This is a genomic window from Vibrio sp. MMG023, from assembly GCF_021654215.1.
Classification (GTDB): domain Bacteria; phylum Pseudomonadota; class Gammaproteobacteria; order Enterobacterales; family Vibrionaceae; genus Vibrio; species Vibrio jasicida.
Genome location: NZ_JAKFZP010000005.1, coordinates 126,890 through 147,424, shown reverse-complemented (window position 1 = coordinate 147,424; position 20,535 = coordinate 126,890). Strand labels below are relative to the sequence as shown.

At 44.4% G+C, this 20,535-nt stretch carries 16 protein-coding genes; 5 read left to right on the top strand and 11 right to left on the bottom strand.

Going from position 1 to position 20,535, the window contains the following annotated elements; genetic code table 11:
- Position 1: 1 nt before the first annotated feature.
- Both L1076_RS17270 and L1076_RS17265 read right to left on the bottom strand, forming a co-directional pair.
- On the bottom strand, positions 2-1,084 hold the full coding sequence (locus tag L1076_RS17270; RefSeq protein WP_237304133.1) for an efflux RND transporter periplasmic adaptor subunit: 1,083 nt from the start codon (positions 1,082-1,084) through the stop codon (positions 2-4).
- Positions 1,085-1,184: 100 nt separating this feature from the next.
- A complete protein-coding gene (locus tag L1076_RS17265) occupies positions 1,185-1,427 on the bottom strand; it encodes a hypothetical protein (RefSeq protein ID WP_199437850.1) in 243 nt (80 codons plus the stop codon).
- 318 nt (positions 1,428-1,745) lie between these two features.
- Between L1076_RS17265 and gltS the strand changes: the two genes are divergently transcribed.
- Positions 1,746-2,942 carry a sodium/glutamate symporter gene (gltS, locus tag L1076_RS17260; protein ID WP_237304132.1) on the top strand — a complete coding sequence of 399 codons (1,197 nt, stop codon included), beginning with the start codon at positions 1,746-1,748 and terminating at the stop codon, positions 2,940-2,942.
- 153 nt (positions 2,943-3,095) lie between these two features.
- Here the strand turns inward: gltS and L1076_RS17255 are convergent, their stop codons facing one another.
- Both L1076_RS17255 and L1076_RS17250 read right to left on the bottom strand, forming a co-directional pair.
- Positions 3,096-4,262: a hypothetical protein gene (locus tag L1076_RS17255; RefSeq protein ID WP_045407013.1), complete on the bottom strand. Its 1,167-nt coding sequence runs from the start codon at positions 4,260-4,262 to the stop codon at positions 3,096-3,098.
- Between the two features lie 503 nt (positions 4,263-4,765).
- A complete protein-coding gene (locus tag L1076_RS17250) occupies positions 4,766-6,358 on the bottom strand; it encodes a S8 family peptidase (RefSeq protein WP_237304131.1) in 1,593 nt (530 codons plus the stop codon).
- Between the two features lie 634 nt (positions 6,359-6,992).
- Here L1076_RS17250 and L1076_RS17245 point away from each other — a divergent pair.
- Entirely contained in the window at positions 6,993-7,979 is a 987-nt protein-coding gene (locus L1076_RS17245) for a cytochrome-c peroxidase (protein WP_237304130.1), read from the top strand.
- Positions 7,980-8,048: 69 nt separating this feature from the next.
- Here the strand turns inward: L1076_RS17245 and L1076_RS17240 are convergent, their stop codons facing one another.
- From L1076_RS17240 to L1076_RS17210, 7 genes are all read right to left on the bottom strand, one after another.
- Positions 8,049-9,473, bottom strand: a complete 1,425-nt coding sequence (locus L1076_RS17240; protein WP_237304129.1) for an aspartate kinase — start codon at positions 9,471-9,473, stop codon at positions 8,049-8,051.
- 88 nt (positions 9,474-9,561) lie between these two features.
- Positions 9,562-9,948, bottom strand: coding sequence for an ectoine synthase (locus L1076_RS17235; RefSeq protein WP_005393369.1), 387 nt, complete (start codon positions 9,946-9,948; stop codon positions 9,562-9,564).
- Between the two features lie 13 nt (positions 9,949-9,961).
- Positions 9,962-11,227: a diaminobutyrate--2-oxoglutarate transaminase gene (ectB, locus tag L1076_RS17230; protein WP_237304128.1), complete on the bottom strand. Its 1,266-nt coding sequence runs from the start codon at positions 11,225-11,227 to the stop codon at positions 9,962-9,964.
- 35 nt (positions 11,228-11,262) lie between these two features.
- Entirely contained in the window at positions 11,263-11,796 is a 534-nt protein-coding gene (gene ectA, locus L1076_RS17225) for a diaminobutyrate acetyltransferase (protein WP_038872407.1), read from the bottom strand.
- 371 nt (positions 11,797-12,167) lie between these two features.
- Positions 12,168-13,832 carry a BCCT family transporter gene (locus L1076_RS17220; RefSeq protein WP_038878616.1) on the bottom strand — a complete coding sequence of 555 codons (1,665 nt, stop codon included), beginning with the start codon at positions 13,830-13,832 and terminating at the stop codon, positions 12,168-12,170.
- 218 nt (positions 13,833-14,050) lie between these two features.
- Entirely contained in the window at positions 14,051-14,800 is a 750-nt protein-coding gene (locus L1076_RS17215) for a 3'-5' exonuclease (protein ID WP_038872403.1), read from the bottom strand.
- On the bottom strand, positions 14,797-16,677 hold the full coding sequence (locus L1076_RS17210; RefSeq protein ID WP_237304127.1) for a DUF294 nucleotidyltransferase-like domain-containing protein: 1,881 nt from the start codon (positions 16,675-16,677) through the stop codon (positions 14,797-14,799). Before L1076_RS17210 ends, L1076_RS17215 begins: the two co-directional genes overlap by 4 nt.
- A gap of 438 nt (positions 16,678-17,115) precedes the next feature.
- Between L1076_RS17210 and proV the strand changes: the two genes are divergently transcribed.
- The 3 genes from proV to proX are packed head-to-tail and all read left to right on the top strand — an operon-like array spanning position 17,116 to position 20,427.
- Positions 17,116-18,303: a glycine betaine/L-proline ABC transporter ATP-binding protein ProV gene (gene proV, locus L1076_RS17205; RefSeq protein WP_038872399.1), complete on the top strand. Its 1,188-nt coding sequence runs from the start codon at positions 17,116-17,118 to the stop codon at positions 18,301-18,303.
- 5 nt (positions 18,304-18,308) lie between these two features.
- Positions 18,309-19,427 (top strand): glycine betaine/L-proline ABC transporter permease ProW, encoded by a 1,119-nt coding sequence (gene proW / locus L1076_RS17200; RefSeq protein WP_038878621.1) that lies wholly within the window; start codon positions 18,309-18,311, stop codon positions 19,425-19,427.
- A complete protein-coding gene (gene proX / locus L1076_RS17195; RefSeq protein WP_038872393.1) occupies positions 19,420-20,427 on the top strand; it encodes a glycine betaine/L-proline ABC transporter substrate-binding protein ProX in 1,008 nt (335 codons plus the stop codon). Before proW ends, proX begins: the two co-directional genes overlap by 8 nt.
- Positions 20,428-20,535 lie beyond the last annotated feature (108 nt).

Genomic DNA, 20,535 nt, shown 5'->3' with positions numbered 1-20,535 from the left:
CTTAGTACGCCTCCACTACTTGAGGACGTACAACAATGCCCTCTTGAAGTTTCTGAGTGCCGGAAACCACGACTTTCTCTCCCAACTGCAAGTTGGAAACTTGAACACGCTCACCATTTAAAGAGCCAGTGAAAACCGTTCTCTTACTCAAGGTATTTTGCCCGTCTACCACCCAGACATACTGGTTACCCATATTGTCTGGAACCACAGCTGAAAGTGGCACTTGAATCGCTGTTGTCGCACCATCTTCACCACTTGAGTAAACTTGAACGTTCATTCCTGGTAGCAAGCGACTGCCTTCTGTCGAATCTACAGCAAACGTAACGGCATAAGTTCCTGTCACAGTATCTGGCTCTGTCTCATACTTTTTTAGCGTCAGTGACAGTTTTTCATAAGGTGCAATAGGAGACTGAGCAAAGATTTGCGTCGCTTCAGTATTACGTGTCATGACACTCTCAGGTACGTGAATAGTGACATCAAGTTGAGATAAGTCATGCATCGACAAGATCACTTCATTGCTTTGGACCAACACATGGTTATCAATGAGAGTACGACTCACGACACCCGAAAAAGGGGCTCTAAGATTAGTATCATCAAGGCGGCGCAATGCTTCTGCATGCTGGTTCTGTGCTAAGTTGAAGCGCAGCGTGAGCTCTTCAAACTGGCTTTTAGAAATTGACTGACGTTTTTCAAACAGCGTCTTAGCTCGTTGGTATTCAGATCGGGCATTGTTTAGCTCAACTCGTGCTGTCGTAAGTGCAATCTCTGCATCAGCGGAATCTAATTTCGCTACCAGTTGGCCCTCTTCCACTTGGTCGCCTTCCTTAACCAGCATTTCAACCACACGTCCACTAGTTCGAAACGACAGGTCAGCACGACTTGCAGAAGAAATTGTGCCGTTGAATGACAAGTCAGCGACTTCAACATTCGACACCACCTCAATAAAAACGGGACGAATAACAGGCTTTGACTCCTCAACTTTCGCTTCGGACTTACAACCCGTGAGCAGCGCAGAAAGTGCCACGGTCATCGCCATTGCTACTGGGCGTAATTTCTGAGCTTTTAAAGTGTTCGAGTTTTTCACAACCATCTCCAAATGAATTAATTGATTAGTCACGTGTTGCATCCACGCTATTCATCCCTATTTGCTTTCCTTTTGCTGAGCAGTCTAACGAGTCGAGAATTTAACTCGACGGATAAGAGTTATTCATTTTTGCACTCACCAATTCCACCTTCTGCATTTCACCAGTTAAACAGGCAGAAACTTGGCATTCACGAGGGACATTATTCTGTTGAGGAGTCGTCAAAGATTCCTCTGAAACAAACTGGAGGTAAGTGGCAGACGAATGATCATCTAAGAGATCGTTGCCGCCACTGTAGTAACTCATTGATGCCAATGTAGAGATGAGCTTCTTGATGTATCGCATATACCACTCCTTATTCGTGAAAGAGTCTGGGAACAGGTAAACACTAAAAGAAAAACTGTAGGTATGACTATGGGTTAGAGATATTCAAATTTGGAACGGTGATGATGAGAGCTCACCAAAATTGAATATCTCCTATTCGTGTCGATCTAGCATCCGTTCAAGCAAACTAGATTCAACACTTCGAACAGGAGAGAAAGATGAAAGGCTACATACCTGCCCTGATTATATTTTCGAGTTATCTAGTGTTCTTTTTCACCCTGACTCGGCACATGACATAGCAACTAACACATAACACTTTACGAATTAGGTTATTGAATCATGCAAGTTATAGAAATTGATGGGTTTCTTTCGTTTACCCTCGCTATCGTTTTGCTGTTTATTGGCAAGTTTGCGACGATGCGTTTTCAAGTTTTGCAAAAATACAGTATTCCAGAACCCGTCATTGGTGGGTTTATTTGTGCACTTATCGTCGCCATTGTTTATTCAATATTTGATCTAACAATCGAGTTTGATTTGGCGATAAGAGACACCTTGCTGCTCTACTTTTTTGCAGGGATTGGTCTCAACGCAAGTTTTAAAACGCTGATATCTGGCGGAAAGCCATTATTTGTTCTCACTTTACTTGCCGTTATCTATATTGTGTTGCAAAACATCATCGGGGTTAGTATTGCTTCATTGCTGGGGTTAGAACCTTTACTTGGTTTGATGGCAGGCTCAATTTCACTGATCGGTGGTGTGGGCACGACAATGGCATGGTCTCCAACCTTTGCAGATATGGGACTCGAGGGTGCGTCAGAGATTGGCCTTGCAGCTAATACTCTCGGCCTAATTTCCGCGTGTTTAGTTGGCGGGCCTATCGCTAATTACCTGATCAAAAGACACAAACTGGCTCCAAATACAGATCACAACTTAGATATTGGTGTTTGTCACAACGAAAAAACTAAACTTGATCACTTTGGTTACTTGTATGCTTGGTTAATGCTCAATGTGAGCCTAATCGTTGGATACTTCATTAACCTAGGGTTTGAAGCAATTGGCTTGCAACTGCCTATGTTTGTTGCCTGTCTCGTCGCTGGTATTTTGATTGGAAACGGTAAGTCTCTGCTGCTACGCAAAGAAAAAAACAAAAACGCTCAACTTGGTCATGCTCTTATCTCGGATATTTGTTTGGGCATGTTCTTGACGATGGCACTGATGGGACTTCAACTTTGGCAATTACAAAGTACGATAACGTTCCTTGCTACCGTAATGTTCTTCCAAGTGGCTCTCTCCATCGCCTTTACCATTTGGGTAGTATTCCGTTTTATGGGAAAAGACTACGAAGCAGCGGTGATAGGCTCAGGCTTCGGTGGTATCACGCTAGGCTCGACAGCGACAGCAATCGTCAACATGACCGCTGTGACACAGCAACACGGCGCGGCACATAAAGCATTTATCATCGTTCCTTTAGTTTGTGGGTTCTTTATCGATATCGCTAACGCCCTAATTATCAATTCGTTTATTACTTTTAGCTAAACGATGTTGAGGCGTAAATATCCAATTTATTGGGGAAAAATGGTCAATCCAAGCCTTATCGTCCCCTTACTCTGTAGCCTACAGTCACACCTAATCTAATTTCAATATAAAGGGACTCAAATGAGTCCCTTTTGTGTTTTTGAACTGCTCACCTTATAAAACTGGCACGTGATGCGCTTCCACTTTGGTTTTGTGAATGTGGCTCATCTTATGGGTATTAACAAAATCTGTTCCGCTCCTAAAGCCCGTTTTCACTTTAGTCGTGAGCACGGCAATGTTGTTACCAAAGACGACGTCCGTGTAACGGGCATATTCACACATCGTAGTCTTAACACCACGCTCAGCGAATCCCTTCTCCATCCTACGCGAGTAAGTAACGAAGTCTGCAGGTGTGATTTTTTCGTTTAGTTTCGAGTTGCTTGTCACTTCACTTATCACATCTGCTGGCTTCAACGATTTATCGAGGTTTTCTAATACCTCCACTGCTTTTTTAGGATGCACCGTTGGTGGTCTTTCACAGGTATACATTTCGTAGAGGTACTCAACAACTGTCTCAATATCTTCTTTATCGTGTCCACCCATCAAATAACTCCCGTTACCTACTGCACCGCCGGAAAATTTGCTCTCGCCATTAAGATGCTTAACTAAATTCCCGTCTGGCTTGATGCTGACACCAATATCGAAGAAGTAATCTCCAGCATTTAGGGCAAGTAAAGAGACCATATTCTTCGCAAAAGCTGGGCTGCCATGGTTGATACTTGCCTCATACAATTCAGTCACCTTCTTGGCAATGACTGGCGTCGCGATGTTTTTCTTGCTCAGCAATTCATCAACTGAAACAAACTTAACATTATCAGGAAGCTCAACGCGTGAGTCATAACAGGTTCGCCCCTTAGTGCGTCTATCAACATATATAATGTGCTTTACCTTCGGGGTGATTTTTGCATTACTAATGACGTTCAATAGACCATGCTCCTTTTCAACGCTTGGAATAATATTGTCTTCACCACTTTCCGCTTTTGTATTAACCCAACAATAAGCAACGGTCTTGGTTGGGAGCTTGGAAAAACTCGGTTTCGCGCACAACAAAGAACTAAGCCCACCCTTTTTCTTATTTTCTTTTAATTGAGTTAAGGTGACTTCAGTATTTTCACTGTTGCGTTCAGCCATGACTCTTTCTCGATTTGCAGCCCAACGCTTATTATCTTCTTGTGTCACTTTAAGCTCTTCTTTTCGAGCCAGACGTTGTTGTTCAGCGCGTTCTTGAGTTGACTGTTGTAGTTGTTCTGTATGGTTACTTGGTGAAGATTGATATCGCATTAAACTGCCCCTAAATACCAAATGTAAGAATTTGTTACAATATGATAGTTCTAACAATTAGATAAATAGTGGCGACAAATTAACCATTAAAATAGATGTTTTTACTACTCAAAAGCTCATCATGAAATCTCAAAGGGCTATTATTCCCTTTCTTTTAAGATAACTGTTAGTTTAATTAATTCACAGAAAGAATGAATTATGGCGTTATTTATTCACAAAATTTAAACAACGGAAAAAATAAAAAGGGACTCATATCAGCCCTCTCCTATTTCGAGTTATCTTAGCTATTCGCTAAATTCCCCCCCCTGCTTTGGTGAATACAACGGCAGACGTTTACATCTCTATCCATAATTCAAATTCAAATTCAAATTCAATATTATTTATAGCGACAGCTACTCCCATCTAGTTACCCCTTTAGAACGACAAACAAATGTATTTGAATAGGCTCAAACATAGAGCTTTCAAAAACTAAGCCCACCGTAAAGTGGGCTTGGTGTTGTAAGTTAGTAGTTCGCCTGAATGGTCATACCGCTGTAGCTAGAATATGCGTAAATCATGATGTGGTACCGACCGCTCTGCGGTGCGGTCACTGTGCATGTCTCGTTGTTACCGTATTTGTATGGTCTGCAATCCCAGTTATTGCGTGTTGGTTTCGAGCCAAAGCGTACGTAGAGGTCAGCATCCCCATTTCCACCAATGGTTTGAACAGTTAGACGTTGGCCTGCCTCTAGGTCAGCATAGAAATAGTCCATCGCACCTGTTGCGCCGCTCAAGCCATTCACTGGTAAACCAGAGGTTAGCTTGCCCTCAGGATCCGGTGTTGGATTTGTACCACCACAATCTTGACCACAGTCAGAATCTGACAAGCTATAGAGCAGCTTGTTTACGCTTCCGCGAGTGTCTGAGACTTTTCCATTGGATGCTCGTTCAGCAATCAGAGCCTCTAGCTGGCTTGGTGATAATGCACTGTTTTCTTGAAGATATAGCGCTGCAACACCGGCTACATGTGGCGTTGCCATTGAGGTGCCACTGATGGTTTTGTAGCCACCATCATACCAAGCAGATTTGATTTGCGAGCCCGGTGCAAATACATCGACACAGCTACCCCAGTTTGAAAAGCTCGAGCGTGAATCTGAGCTCGTAGTGGAACCAACAGTAACGCCAGAAGCAACACGAGCAGGTGAATAGTTACAAGCGTCCGCATTAGAATTGCCAGCAGCCAGCATAAAGCTCACGCCAGACTGAACTGCACTTTGCACCGCGCTATCGAGAGCGACAGATTGGCCGCCACCTAAACTCATGTTGGCGACTGAAGGCCCTGAAGCGTTAGCCGCCACCCAGTCCACCCCGGCAATGACACCGGATGTCGAACCTGAGCCAGAACAGCTAAGCACTCTTACACCAACAATATTCACGTTCTTTGCCACACCATACTGGCTGCCGCCAATGGTGCCCGCAACGTGTGTGCCGTGTCCATTACAGTCACTTGCATCTGCATCGTTGTTGACAAAGTCATACCCTGAAACCGAGCGACCACCAAACTCGACGTGTGAATTGTTCACACCTGTATCGATGACATAAGCCGTTACCCCAGTGCCATCAAAGTTGGCGTTGTAATTGCTATCAAGCGGTAGGCTGCGCTGATCAATTCGATCAAGGCCCCAAATCGCATTGCTTTGGTTCGCTTCTACCGAGACTATCGGTTCAAGCGTTAGCATTTTATCTTGTTCGATATAGTCTACTCTCGGATCAGCACGCAGTTCGTCCAGCTGATTTGTATTCAACGTGGCAACAAACCCGCTAATTGAGCGATCAAATACGGATTCTACCTGTATTGAATATAAGCCGGACATACTGTCCACGGATTGCTGTGTGGACTGCTGAAAATCAGGAGAATCGCTCGGTATCATTTGTGGCTGTTTAAAGACCACAATGTAACGATCAGCGATGGCAACATCGTCCGGAGCGAGCATCAACGCTGCAGGGGCTTGTTGTAAATCAGAAGCACCTGGCAGATCCGTTGATTGAGAGTAAACGGAAGCAGAATGAAAACAGAGTGCCGAGGTTATACAACAAATAAGTAGTTTCTTTGACATAAAATGTTCCTTGAAATCATAGTGTTGTTGATTTTTACCTAGTACCAAACTGTCAACACGAAAACACAGACAATCAGCGTAATACGCTCAATACGTGCTGCAGTGACGTTACACGATTCAACCTAGAACAATGCGCAACCAGATGCGTAATTGATAATAATTCACACACTCAGAAACATGATCAATAACCAAGCTTTATTGAAATTGAAATGCAAAGATTCATTTAGACTTAGAGCAAAATCCCTAAAATAGAATAATTCTACACACCTGACATATTACCTGTTACATACCCTCCCACTACCGATAATTTACGCAATAAAGACTTCACTTTTCTTTCATTCTAGGTTTTTCACCTACTAAGGTTCATTTGATTGCATAATTGACCTAAATCAACGAACCTGTCGTTTATATTCTTTGCATATTTGTAAATGAAAGGTGACCAACTGCTTGGGAAGCTAGCAAAATCAAATCGTGCAAAGTTTGTGCGTTTTTAACATCGTTTTTTGCCATAAAAACCATCGATTTTTTGCATTTTATCGAATAAAACGATTGCTATAACGTGACTTCCAGAGCGTACCAATAAGAAGTACGCCGCCCTAGTGAGAGTGAAAAATCACTTAAAAAGGAAGTTATTATGAAAACTCTTATAGCAGTGAGCGTCTTGTCAGTCCTATCTTTCGGTGCCTATGCAGAGCGCCAATCTGCAGAGCCAATCAAGGTCATTGAGCCTATTTCTGGCCTTGATGCTAAGAAAGTAGAACTGGGTAAAACGTTGTGGTTTGAACCTCGTTTATCCGCCTCCAACACCATTTCTTGTAACTCTTGCCATAACATCGCAAAAGGTGGCGTCGATAACCTACCAAGCTCCATTGGTCATAAATGGGCCATTGGTCCTATCAACTCACCGACGGTGTTTAACTCAGATTTGAACTTTGTTCAGTTCTGGAACGGGCGCGCAAAAGATTTGCAAGAACAAGCGGCTGGCCCTATAGAAAACCCACTCGAAATGGCCTTTAGCCACCAGCTTGCGATCGACACGCTCAAGTCGATTCCACAATATCGCGACTGGTTTAAAGAGGCGTATGGGACTGAGACCATAGATATTGATAACGTCACCGATGCGATTGCAACGTTCGAACAAACCTTGCGTACACCAAACGCGCCATTCGATCTTTGGTTAAAAGGCGACGATAATGCACTCACTACCGCACAGGTCGAGGGTTACAACTTATTCAAAGCGAAAGGTTGTACAGCGTGTCACAGCGGCCCTCTCGCTGGTGGTCAAATGTACCAAAAAATGGGCTTAGTGAAGCCGTTCGCAACGGATAACCCAGATGTGGGACGTAAAGCGATCACGGGTAATGATTTCGATAAGTTTGTCTTCAAAGTACCGACACTCAGAAATGTTGAACTGACCTACCCTTACTTCCATGATGGCTCAGTTTGGGAGTTAGAAGAAGCGGTGTCGATGATGGCTGATTTACAACTTGGCCAAAAGCTGACGAAGGAAGAGTCTGGAAAAATCACTGAGTTCTTACGTTCTCTAACGGGTGATCAACCGGAAGTGACGTTGCCTCACTTACCGCCATCCACTAACGAGACTGCTCGCCCGAATATCTAAATTGTTCGATAAGAAACGCAAAGGAGCCACAATTGGCTCCTTTACTATTTCCATTACCAACTAAACGCTTTAAGCAACGCTCACCGATTTTTTCATTGTACTGCCTTGCTCAAAGAACTCTTCGTGCAGTGCACAAATCGCTTGTTTATACTCGCCATCACTGACCACAAACTGTACATTTACGTTTCTCATTGATGAATGGAGCGCGATCGGTGTTACACCACTGTTCATCAGCGCTAGCACGCCTTTCGCTAAAGTTTTATTAGTGTCAATCTGAGAACCAATCGCGGAGATCAACGCGACCATTTTTCCTGTAATTGATGCTTTAGGGTGGCGCTTTTCAGCCTTGTAGAGCACTTTGTTTAAACTATCAATGCTGCCACCTAGGTAATAAGTGATTGAGTTTGCGTTCATCTCCTTCCCAATCAGATTAACGCGAGCGTCCGCAATGATTTCCATCAGTTCGTAACTGACATTATCCACTTTGCCTACCATCGCTTGGTCAAACAAATGAAGTGCAAACACCTTTTGTTTACCTGCAATAATCTCAATACGATCATTCTCTGGGCGATAATCTGCTGAGATTAACGTTCCTTGGTGCTCAGGCTCAAACGTGTTCTTTATTTGTAACTCAATACCGCTCTCACGTAGACCCGCTGCAGCATTGGGATGGATGGCTTCCATCCCTAAGTTTGCCAGTTGATCAGCCACATCATAGTTGGTCGAGCCTATAGGGTTAACGTTATTGACACCAACCACTCGCGGATCGGCGGAACTTAAATGGTATTCCTTATGGATAATCGCCAGATCAGCTTTAGTCATGGCAGCGATGCGACTGAACGTCATCTCACTGTAACCGCGATCATAGGTGTGCATTAAACCTTCTTTGCAGTAGGCATACCCTGTGACAATTGGCAATTCTTGAGTAACATCAATCTCAGCAAAGGCATCAGAGATAGATTCATCCAGTGTTTTGGGTGTTTGGTTATCCCAACCAGAAAGATCGACAAACTTTGCGTTAATGCCGATATTTTTCAATTTCAAAGTCGTGTTATAGGCACTGTGTGCTTCACCTATCGAGGAAAGAAATTCACGAATTTGAGGCAAATAATGACGTAGAGAAAATTGACCATACTGACAAGTTTCAAGAATGTTGGTGACACAGTTTTTAGCTTCTGCGATGCGAGAACGGATGAATTTATCCGCACGCATTCTATTCATTGGGTCAGCAAAGATATGTTCATTGGTCAGTAGCATTCGACTTTCAACATAATCTAACGCCTCCTCCCATGCTTCATCTCGCTTGGCAATCAATTGATAGACGCCTGGCTTGCTGGTTTTTTTGCATTCCAGTAATGCATCCGTCATACCACCGTAGGCAGAAACGACAAAAATACGGTTATAAGGGTTTTGTGGACGAAGGAGAATGTTATCAAGCACAGCATCGAATGCTGTCATCGAAGTACCGCCGATCTTTTCTACGGTAAATGTCATGAGAGGGCCTTAATGATTGGTAATGTGAAAGAAAGGAAAAGAAAATGGGGTGAAGCTTCACCCCATTTCAAATGTTTATAGAGTTAGGTTAGTCAACCAGAGGGTAAACACCGTTCTCATCGTGCACTTCCGCACCTGTAATTGGTGGGTTAAACACGCATGCCATCACCATTTCTTTGTTTTTGTATGCACGAAGATAATGTTCGTCATGCTTATCAAGGATGTACAGTGTGCCGGGTTTAATTGGATAGGTTTCGCCACCTACGACTTCTATTTCCCCTTCTCCACTCATGCAAAATACCGACTCGAGATGGTTCTGATAATGGATGTGCGTTTCTGTTCCTTCGTATATCGTCGTGATATGGAATGAGAAGCCCATGTTGTCATCTTTCAATAACATACGTACGCTTTCCCAGTTATCCGACACAACACGTCTTTCGCTATTGCGACACTCATCGAGTGTTCTAACGATCATAATTCTTTCCTTGCTATGATGCTTGTTTGAAATGTTTGCTTGCGATGGCTTCGACTGAACCCTCGAAGATATTCAGCCCTTGCGTAAGTTCGGATTCTGAAATGGTCAATGGACAGAAGAACTTCACAACTTCATCATTTGGTCCTGCAGTTTCAATCACCATGCCATTGTCGAAACAGGTTTTAGCAATATCGCCTGAGATTTGACCGTTCTTACATTCAATTCCGATCATCATGCCGCGGCCTTTGCGCTGTACAAACAACTCAGGGAATCGTTGAACCGAACGTTGAATAACTTCATTAACCATGCTTGAGCAACGCTTAATGTGCGTTTCGAAGTTATCGTTTGACCAGTAAGCCTCGAGTGCTTTCGTGGCAGTCACAAACGCGTGGTTATTTCCTCGGAATGTGCCGTTATGCTCGCCTGGTTTCCACTGATCAAGTTCTGGCTTTAAGAGCACAATAGCCATTGGTAGACCATAACCACTAATGGATTTAGACAGAGTCACCATATCTGGCTTGATACCCGATGGCTCAAAGCTGAAGAATGTACCTGTTCTGCCGCACCCTGCTTGGATATCGTCAACAATCAATAAGATATCGTGTGCTTTACACAACTTACTTAACCGCTGCAGCCACGCGTTGGATGCCACATTTAGACCACCTTCACCTTGCACGGTTTCTAGCAGTACTGCCGCTGGCTTATCCATACCCGCCGAGTTATCGGTCAACATGGTTTCAAACAGTTTGAGACCATCAATATCAGCATAACCTTCGAAAGGAATACGTGTGACGTTGTTAAGACTAGAGCCTGCGCCTTGGCGATGATGTTGGTTACCCGTTGCCGCTAACGCACCCGCCGTACAACCGTGAAAACCGTTGGTGAAAGCTACGATACTACTGCGCCCTTTCACTTTCTTTGCCAATTTAATGGCGGCTTCAACGGCGTTGGTTCCCGTTGGGCCAGTGAATTGAACTTTGTAATCAAGCGCTCTTGGTTCAAGAATGTACTTATTCAAGGCTTCAAGAAAAGCGGCTTTTGCTTCTGAGTGCATGTCTAAGCCGTGTGTAATGCCATCCATTTCAATGTAATCAAGGAGCGCTTGCTTGAGTACTGGATTGTTATGACCGTAATTTAGAGATCCCGCTCCAGCAAGGAAATCGAGGTAACGTTCGCCTTGTTCTGTTTCTAGCCAGGAACCTTTTGCTTTGCGAAAGACAACCGGGAAACTGTTTGAGTATGAACGTACGTTGGATTCCTGCTTTTTGAAAATATCCATGATGAGACCGTTATTTGATTCCTATTGGGTGGGAGTTAATTGAGGGGAATGCGATACAGGTATTCCGTATCGTGTTTGCCCTTGAAATGATCTTTTTCGTCCAAGAAAGTGGTCACCTCGCCAGCATTACTATTTTGAGCATCGAGTTTTTTAAATAGTGCCCAAGATGCCTCATTAGATTTAGTAATTGTGGTTTCGACGGTGTCGATGCCTTCAAGCCCTTCTCGCTTTAATAAATTGTCGAGCATTTGAAAAGCCAAACCCTTGCCTCTAAAACGAGGAGCGACGGCGACCTGCCAGACGAACAACACATTAGGTTCATCTGGCTTTTGATAACCAGAGATAAACCCTGCGAGCTCGCCTTTATGCTCAACCAAAATACAGGTTTTGCTGAAGTGCGTAGACTGAAGAAAATTGCAATATGAAGAGTTCATATCGAGTGGTGGACAATCTGCTATCAAGCTGTAGACGTTGTCACCATCCGACACTTCTGGCTCACGAAAAATCCATTTTTTGCTTGGGTCTTCTCCAATTTCTGGATACATCACCCAAGGAGCTGATGTGATCATGTGTAGATACATATCCTTCGTGTTCTAATTAAATTTCCTTTTTATTATGGGCATCTCTCGTAGCTAAAAATCAAATAAACAAGAGATTAATCGTCATTAAGTCGATCAATGTCACATCATTAGTGGTTGAGGGTGAAATGAAAATTAGTTTGAGCTCTAATGTATTTATAGGACAACGTAAGAAATTAGACGATACAGCGTCACTATTCGTCAGCAGCCCACCCAAAGAAATGATTACAACCGTAAGAAATCCTTCCATTCGGTATTAATGCAACAGATTGGGTGAGAAAAAGAAATAAAGCATAAGAAAAGAAAACGGCACGCCCAAGCATGCCGTTTTTTATTGAAATTTATCAGAGAAAAGATTCGCGTTACGCTTTCGCTTTTTTCGCTGATTTAGATTTTGGACGAGGCTCATCCATTAGGCCTTTCACCAAAGACACTGTCGCCACAAGAAGTACGATTGTGAATGGCAAGCCCGTTGTTACCGCCATCGCCTGTGCCGCTGCTAGACCGCCACCAAGCATCAGTGCAATTGCTACCAAGCCTTCGAATGTGCACCAGAACACACGTTGTGGTGTTGGCGCATCCACTTTACCGCCCGCGGCAATCGTATCGATAACCAAAGAGCCAGAGTCAGCTGACGTAATGAAGAATACGACTACTAGGATGATACCCACGATAGAAGTGATCTGAGAAAGTGGCATCACGTCTAACATAGCGAACAGTTTAAGAGGCAGTTCTGCATCAAATACTGCTTGGTAACCATCGTTCACGTATTGGCTGATCGCCGTTCCGCCGAATGCGGTCATCCATAACACACACACTGTAGATGGGATCAAAATTACACACACGATAAACTCACGAACAGAACGACCACGAGATACGCGCGCAATAAACATACCTACGAATGGTGACCATGAAATCCACCATGCCCAGTAGAACGCAGTCCAACCTTGCGAGTAGTTCACGTCTTCACGACCAAACGGCATCGACAATGCCGGGATATTCGCTAGGTAAGCACCAATGTTGTCAAAGAAGCCCGTCATAATCGCCATAGTTGGACCAACAATGATCACGAACAATAGTAATAGAGCCGCTAAACCCATGTTGATTTCAGACAGACGCTTAACACCACTATCTAGGCCCGCAACCACAGAGATCAATGCAAGTGCCGTGATGATAATGATCAACACAACTTGCGTGGTGTCTGTCATTGGGATACCGAACAGGAAGTTAAGACCTGTTGCCGCTTGCGATGCACCGTAACCAAGAGAAGTCGCTAGACCAAATACCGTTGCAACTACGGCAAGAATATCGATCACGTGACCAGTCCAGCCCCAAACGCGCTCACCAAAAAGAGGGTAGAAAATGGAACGCATCGTTAGAGGCAAGCCTTTGTTAAACGAGAAAATCGCCAAACCAAGAGCTAACAGTGCATAGATAGACCATGGATGCAGAGCCCAGTGGTAAATCGTTGCCGCCATACCAAGTGCAGACGCAGCCGAGGTGTCCCCTTCTGCAGCACCCAGTGGAGCCCAGTCAGTACGAACGCCGTTTTCAACGTTTACACCACCTAGTGCCGCACTAAAGTGAGACATTGGCTCAGATACACCAAAGAACACCAAACCGATACCCATACCAGCTGCGAATAGCATCGCAAGCCAACCGGCATACGTATAATCTGGCGTTGCTTCTGTACCACCGATACGAACACGACCAAGTGGCGTGACGATCAGGATCAAGCACACCACGACAAACACGTTGCCCGCAGATAGGAAGAACCAATCAAGGTTTGATACCAGCCAACCACGCAAACCCGCAAAGAACGGTTCTACTTGTTGTCTGAATGTCAGTGTTAACACTACGAACAGGATGATCGACATGCCTGAAATAGCAAATACACGGTTGTGAATATCAAGTCCAAAAGGACCGACTTTTAACGCGACGTTATCCTGACCAATCTGGTAATCAGTATCGATCGGGTTCACCTTACCGTCGGGGCGCTGTATACCGCCATTGTTGTCAGTGCTCACGATTTATCTCCTTAAAATACGTGGCCAAATTAAAAAAATCGTTGTAGGAATCGAAGGGATGGCTTTTTCGCGCCACTTGCTGCAAAGCTTATTGCGATCGTTGCGCCGCTATTAGAATTGTTACTCTACTGTGTAATTTTAACGTTAAACGCCCCGATATCGCATTGCATTTCGTTATCGGGACGACTAATTATTTTTATGGCTAAATTGCAGCGTGGTTATTGCCAAATCGTAGACAATCGCATGTCCTCGTCAAAATGGTATTGCAGTTGCGCTTGTAGCAGTTCCGCTGTCGCAAGTGCATCCGTAAGTGCATGATGAGGTTGATATACTGGCAGATGATATCTTTCACGAGCGTGCCCTAAACGCACCGAGCCCGGCTTTTTACCTTTGAGCTTATTTAACCAACCTTCACATTGACGACGCTGAATCGCGTATTCAATATCCAAGGTATCTACAACAGGGAATTGAATCCCCTCACCTATGCTATTCAACAAGGCATTGTTAAAGAATTGACGCTCAATATTTTTGTAATGCACCACCACAATCTTGCCTGAGAGTTCTGCCAATATAGCCTCTAAGATTTGATTAAGTTGCGGCGCACTCTTCACTTCTGAATCGGTAATACCATGAATCACAACCGATTCTTCATTCAATTCTCGATTTGGATTCACCACCCAATGACGCGAGCCACTGCATTGCACTCGTTCCAGAGTAAACGGAACTAAACCAATAGTAAGAATGGCGTCTTCTTCTGCATTTAAACCCGTGGTCTCAAAATCGACGGAGACAAAAGGTACCTCTTTTAATGGCGTATCACCATTCACAATAGGCGCAGAGTAATAACGTTTTAATCGATCATCTTTCGCTTGTGTGGCAAGTTGCTCAAAGAAAACGGGCCAATCAGGTGTCTGGCTGGTATCCAATAAATCACGTGCATCTTGCTGTTGTTTAAAAAACCACATCATTTACTGCTTCTCTGATAGCGGAACTTAATGAAGTTTTGCGCGTTACTTAGAATCTGGAAGGCGGCTTTTAAATTACGGCGCTCAAACTCAGACATATGTTCAGGCTCGATGTTGTTGTCCGGCTCTTCGCCATTTTCAATATCCAATGCCTGATGACGAATACGTACCATGTAAATAAGTTCCATGGCATCTTTCAAGTCCATCCCTCGCCCTTTCGGCAAGATCCCAGCGTTATTGATGTCATCCAGACGCTCGAATGAATTTTGTGAGCGAGAGCCAATGGCAAGAGAATGGACACGAATCAAGTCCGCCATCGGTGCAGTGCCGCGACGTTTCAAGTTAATGGAGTTTCGATGACGGCCGTCCTTCTCCATTACAAAATCTTTAAAGAAACCCAGAGGTGGTGTTCGACGAATTGCGTTGTAGGCCATACAAGCGAGGAATCGGTTGTTCTTCTTCGCGCGGCGAACAATGAATCCGCTTAATTGCTCTGCCCACTTCACTCGGCCATGCACACCTAATAGATCAAAGAAAATGCTGCTATTGAGCAGACGTTCCGGTGTTGGGTCATCAATCCAGTTAGCAAAACACGCTTCCCATTCTGAGCGCGTTTTGCGCCATTCTGGGTTAGTTGCCATGATGTCGCCAGAACAGTAGGTGTAACCACATTCTGCTAACCCATCGCAAATAAACTTAGCAAATTGCTCAAAGTACAGACCATGCTCACTCGGTTCGTAGCTGTTATCGAGAATCAATGCGTTATCTTGGTCCGTGACGATCAATTGCTCATCACGCGCCATGGACCCCATTGCGAGCAAACAATACGGAATAGGTGCTGGACCAAGCTCTTGTTCTGCTAACTCAGCAAGACGCTGCTTGAAGCTACTGCCAATAACCGACATCGCTCGGCCGACCATATGGGCGTTCGCATCTTCACTCACCATACGGACAAAACAGTCTTTCACTTGTTTCGATACCGCTTTAAGATCTTCGATCGTGTTCTGTTGGAATATCGAACTCACAAGCAATAAACTGTTTTGCGACTCGTATCTGACGATATCCGTCATACTGAGTACACCAATCGGTTTTTTGTCTTTGAGGATTGGCAGGTGGTGCACGTTATAGCGCAACATGGTCAGCATGGCTTCGAAGACATACGCACTGTTATCAAGAGATACGACGTCGTAACTCATCACCTCACTTACGAGTATGTTGGTCTCCCTACCCTCAGCTAAAACGCGTATACACAAATCACGGTCGGTCAAGATGCCTAAGAGTTGGTCATCATCATCTTCGGTAATTTCTTCTTCTGGACGCACGATCAACAATGCCGTGACGCCCTCTTCTGCCATCAGTATTGCCGCTTCCTGAATGGTCGCGGTAGCAGCTAAGGTTACGGGCTCTCGGCTAAGAATCTTTCTCGCTTTTGCGGTGGTAAAATCGTTGCCATCAGACTGGTTCGAAACCACGGTTCTTAGTCTTGCACTGTCTTCCAATTCCATGAAATCAGCGAAATTCTCAAACTCATCACACAATTCGTTGAAGATGCCCTCTGGGATGCAATACACCAATGTATCTTCAATTGCTTTCGCTGGCATACGGACACGGTTATTCATCAACAACCCCATTTGTCCAAACAAACCACCAGCATCAATACGGTTATACAGCTCCCCCTTGCGGCGGAAAATTTCGACGACGCCACTGCGAACCATATACAGATCACGAATATTGTCACCTTTCTTTAAAATATCTGAGCCTGCGCGGTAGTAAGCCACTTCAGCGTTCATTGCGATATTTTTCAGGTGCGCCTCTGGTAAGTCATCAAAGGGAGGGTATTGGCTAATGAAATTGAGTACTTCTAATTGCTCGGCTTCCATTCTTTATTCCATGCATTGCCTAAACTTCAGCGATAAATATCACCAAGCATTCAATCAGGCAATAAATAAATCCAGTGATGGTATGAATCGACTCAAATAGCAGAACATGTCACCAACACATTAGTTCGAACTCTAACTTAAAACATTCTAAAATGGCCTATTTACGAAAGATTTCGTTAGGATCAAAATGTCACTCATCAACCACAATAAATTCAAAAATATTTCACAGGCCATTTCACCCACTTTTGCGACGCACTACAAATAAACATAACGCACTGTTTTTACTTCATTTAAAGCCAAATCATTGGTTAAGTTGTTTATGTCTAATTTGTGTAACGTCACCACACAAACCTTTTATCGAACATTGAAATTTTCCCAAACATTACTTAGAGTACGAAACGTTTTACTACAAAACATTCAAAATTAAGGATGATTTACATGGATCCCATACTGGAAGTTAAGGGACTGTATAAGGTGTTTGGTGACGATCCTGATCGCGCATTCTCACTGATTGAGAAAGGCATCGATAAAGATCGTATTTTTGAACAAACAGGTTTAACGGTTGGCGTTAACGATGTCTCTCTTTCCATCAATGAAGGTGAGATTTTTGTCATTATGGGCCTATCTGGCTCAGGAAAATCCACCCTCGTTCGTCTTCTCAATCGCTTAATTGAGCCAACCAAAGGCAGCGTTTACCTAAAAGGTAAAGACATTGCCCACATTTCTGAAGATGAACTTAGAGAAGTTCGCCGCAATAACATTTCCATGGTTTTTCAAAACTTCGCGCTCATGCCTCACATGACGGTGATTGAAAACGCTGCTTTTGGCCTTGAACTCGCCGGTGTGAACCTCAAAGACAGGCAAGAAAGTGCGTTGTCAGCCTTACAACGCGTTGGCCTTGATGCCTACTCAGAATCCTATCCGGATGAGTTGTCTGGCGGAATGAAGCAACGAGTTGGCCTCGCTCGAGCTCTCGCGTGTGACCCTGATATCCTCCTAATGGATGAAGCCTTTTCAGCGCTCGATCCACTTATCCGAACCGAAATGCAGGATGAACTTATTCGACTGCAAAATGACGATAAACGTACGATTGTTTTCATCTCTCACGATTTAGATGAAGCCATGCGAATCGGCGATCGTATTGCCATCATGCAGAATGGCGACGTGGTTCAAGTCGGTACACCAGATGAGATTCTTCATAACCCTGCCAATGATTATGTGGAAGCCTTTTTCCGAGGTGTTAACGTTGCAAACGTACTGACCGTGAAAGACATCGCTCGAAAAAAGCCAGCCGCTGTTTTCAAGAAGTCCGAACATGATGGTCCTGGGTCTGCAATGCAGATATTAATGGATCACGACCGCGATTACGGCATAGTCATTGATAAATCCAGCCACTATTCTGGCATTGTTTCTCTTGATTCGTTACGCGTTGCCCACAAAGAAAATCGCTCACTAGCCAGTGCACAATTGATCGACGAAATCACCCTCCAGCCAGACCAAGCAATCAACGACATTCTTGGTGTCGTCGCTGGTGTCCCTTATGCCGTCCCAGTTGTCGACGAGCAAGGCCACTATTATGGTGTCGTGACAAAATCACGTCTTCTGCAAACGTTGGATAAGGATTAGTCATCATGTCAACAGAACAAACCACTAACGATCCGTGGTCAACGACAGAAGCGGAACAAACCGACCCGTGGTCAACAGCCACAACAGAACAAAGTGACCCTTGGTCACAAGGCAGTGAAGCGACGTCAAGTATAGACTGGTTGAATTCTGAAACCGTTGAAGAAGCCCCTTTTGATATCATGAACCCCTTTCAAGATGCGGTCCTTCCTTTGGATACTTGGGTAGAATCTGGGTTAGATTGGCTCGTCGAACATGGACGTCCGGTCTTTCAAGCAATTCGCGTTCCCATTGATTTCATTCTCTCCTCATTTGAAACGGCGCTCGTCTCTACACCTGCCCCGTTCATGCTCATCATTCTCTTTTTATTAGCATGGCAATTTTCTAATTTGCGTTTGGGGATGTCGACATTCGCTTCATTAGTCTTCATTGGGCTGATAGGTGCTTGGTCCCAAGCAATGACGACCTTGGCATTAGTACTGACATCCGTATTCTTCTGTCTGATCATTGGATTACCACTTGGTATCTGGCTGGCAAGAAACAACACCGCCGCTAAGTTCATACGGCCCATACTCGATGCAATGCAAACCACCCCTGCTTTTGTCTACTTGGTACCTATCGTCATGTTGTTTGGCATCGGGAACGTACCAGGCGTGGTGGTCACCATTATTTTTGCATTGCCTCCCGTGGTTCGCTTGACCATTCTTGGTATTCAACAAGTCCCAGAAGAGCTGATTGAAGCCGGACACTCATTTGGAGCCAGCAAAAAGCAAATGCTGTACCGCATTCAACTTCCCCTTGCCCTACCGACTATTATGGCAGGCGTAAACCAAACCCTGATGCTCTCCCTTTCTATGGTGGTAATTGCCTCTATGATCGCAGTTGGTGGGTTGGGACAAATGGTATTACGTGGAATCGGACGTTTGGATATGGGGCTAGCAGCGGTGGGCGGTTTAGGTATCGTAATCCTTGCCATTCTACTCGACCGTATCACACAAGTTTTAGGCGCTAACGCGGGTAACACGAAGTTACGTTGGTACCACACCGGTCCAGTTTCTTACCTTTTAAAACTGACCAACAAATCGAACCAACCTGATCTCAAACTTAGGAGAAACATAAATGACTAATTCATGGAAGAAAGCGCTAACAGCTGGAACGTTAGCAACGATGGCGTTTTCGACTCAAGCTTTAGCGAATGACTTACCGGGTAAAGGCGTTTCAGTTCAACCAGTTCAATCAACGGTTGCGGAAGAAACGTTTCAAACTCTTATTGTTAACCGCGCGCTTGAAGCGTTGGGCTACGATGTTCAACCAACTAAGGAAGTCGATTACAACGTTGGCTACACTTCGATCGCAAAAGGCGATGCTACGTTCTTAGCTGTGGGTTGGTTCCCTTTGCACGCAGACAAATACACGATGTCAGGTGGTGATGATAAATTCTACCGCCAAGGCCAGTACGTTAGTGGTGCGGCTCAAGGCTACTTAATCGATAAAAAAACCGCAGAAAAATACAACATCACTAACATTGGTCAACTTAAAGATCCTGAACTAGCAAAACTATTTGACGCCAATGGCGATGGCAAAGCAGACCTCACTGGTTGTAACCCTGGTTGGGGCTGCGAAATGGTAATTGAAGAGCAGCTTAATGCTTACCAACTTCGTGACACGGTCACACACAACCAAGGTAACTACGCAGCAATCATTGCGGATACTATTTCTCGTTATAAGAAAGGCGACCCGATCTTGTACTACACGTGGACACCTTATTGGGTAAGTGGCGTACTCGTTCCGGGCGAAGATGTGGTTTGGCTAGAAGTCCCATTCTCTGCCCTACCTGGTGAACGTAAAGATGTGGATACCACACTTAAGAATGGTAAAAACTATGGGTTTGAAATGAACTCAATGCGAATCGTGGCGAACAAAGATTTCACTGAAAAAAACCCTTCTGCCGCAAAACTGTTCGAAATCGTTAAGCTGAATATCAATGATGTCAGCGCACAAAACATGATGATGAGCCAAGGTAAAAATAGCGCGGCGGACATCGAGTCTCACGTTAATGGCTGGATCAAAGCCAACCAACAACTGTTTGATTCTTGGGTTGCCGAAGCTAAAAAAGCGTCAATGTAATTAACAATCGAATTCCTTCCTAAATAAGACCAAGCGCCAGCAGCCAAACCTGCTGGCGCTTTTTTATCCAAAATTCCTTTCGCAATCGTTTCTCTGTGATCTAAATTA

What these genes read in the sequence shown, in the direction of transcription:
- L1076_RS17265 (WP_199437850.1), bottom strand. Translation starts at nt 1,427, where the DNA reads ATGCGATACATCAAGAAGCTCATCTCTACATTGGCATCAATGAGTTAC.
- gltS (WP_237304132.1), top strand. Translation starts at nt 1,746, where the DNA reads ATGCAAGTTATAGAAATTGATGGGTTTCTTTCGTTTACCCTCGCTATC.
- L1076_RS17255 (WP_045407013.1), bottom strand. Translation starts at nt 4,262, where the DNA reads ATGCGATATCAATCTTCACCAAGTAACCATACAGAACAACTACAACAG.
- L1076_RS17250 (WP_237304131.1), bottom strand. Translation starts at nt 6,358, where the DNA reads ATGTCAAAGAAACTACTTATTTGTTGTATAACCTCGGCACTCTGTTTT.
- L1076_RS17245 (WP_237304130.1), top strand. Translation starts at nt 6,993, where the DNA reads ATGAAAACTCTTATAGCAGTGAGCGTCTTGTCAGTCCTATCTTTCGGT.
- L1076_RS17240 (WP_237304129.1), bottom strand. Translation starts at nt 9,473, where the DNA reads ATGACATTTACCGTAGAAAAGATCGGCGGTACTTCGATGACAGCATTC.
- L1076_RS17235 (WP_005393369.1), bottom strand. Translation starts at nt 9,948, where the DNA reads ATGATCGTTAGAACACTCGATGAGTGTCGCAATAGCGAAAGACGTGTT.
- ectB (WP_237304128.1), bottom strand. Translation starts at nt 11,227, where the DNA reads ATGGATATTTTCAAAAAGCAGGAATCCAACGTACGTTCATACTCAAAC.
- ectA (WP_038872407.1), bottom strand. Translation starts at nt 11,796, where the DNA reads ATGATCACATCAGCTCCTTGGGTGATGTATCCAGAAATTGGAGAAGAC.
- L1076_RS17215 (WP_038872403.1), bottom strand. Translation starts at nt 14,800, where the DNA reads ATGATGTGGTTTTTTAAACAACAGCAAGATGCACGTGATTTATTGGAT.
- L1076_RS17210 (WP_237304127.1), bottom strand. Translation starts at nt 16,677, where the DNA reads ATGGAAGCCGAGCAATTAGAAGTACTCAATTTCATTAGCCAATACCCT.
- proV (WP_038872399.1), top strand. Translation starts at nt 17,116, where the DNA reads ATGGATCCCATACTGGAAGTTAAGGGACTGTATAAGGTGTTTGGTGAC.
- proW (WP_038878621.1), top strand. Translation starts at nt 18,309, where the DNA reads ATGTCAACAGAACAAACCACTAACGATCCGTGGTCAACGACAGAAGCG.
- proX (WP_038872393.1), top strand. Translation starts at nt 19,420, where the DNA reads ATGACTAATTCATGGAAGAAAGCGCTAACAGCTGGAACGTTAGCAACG.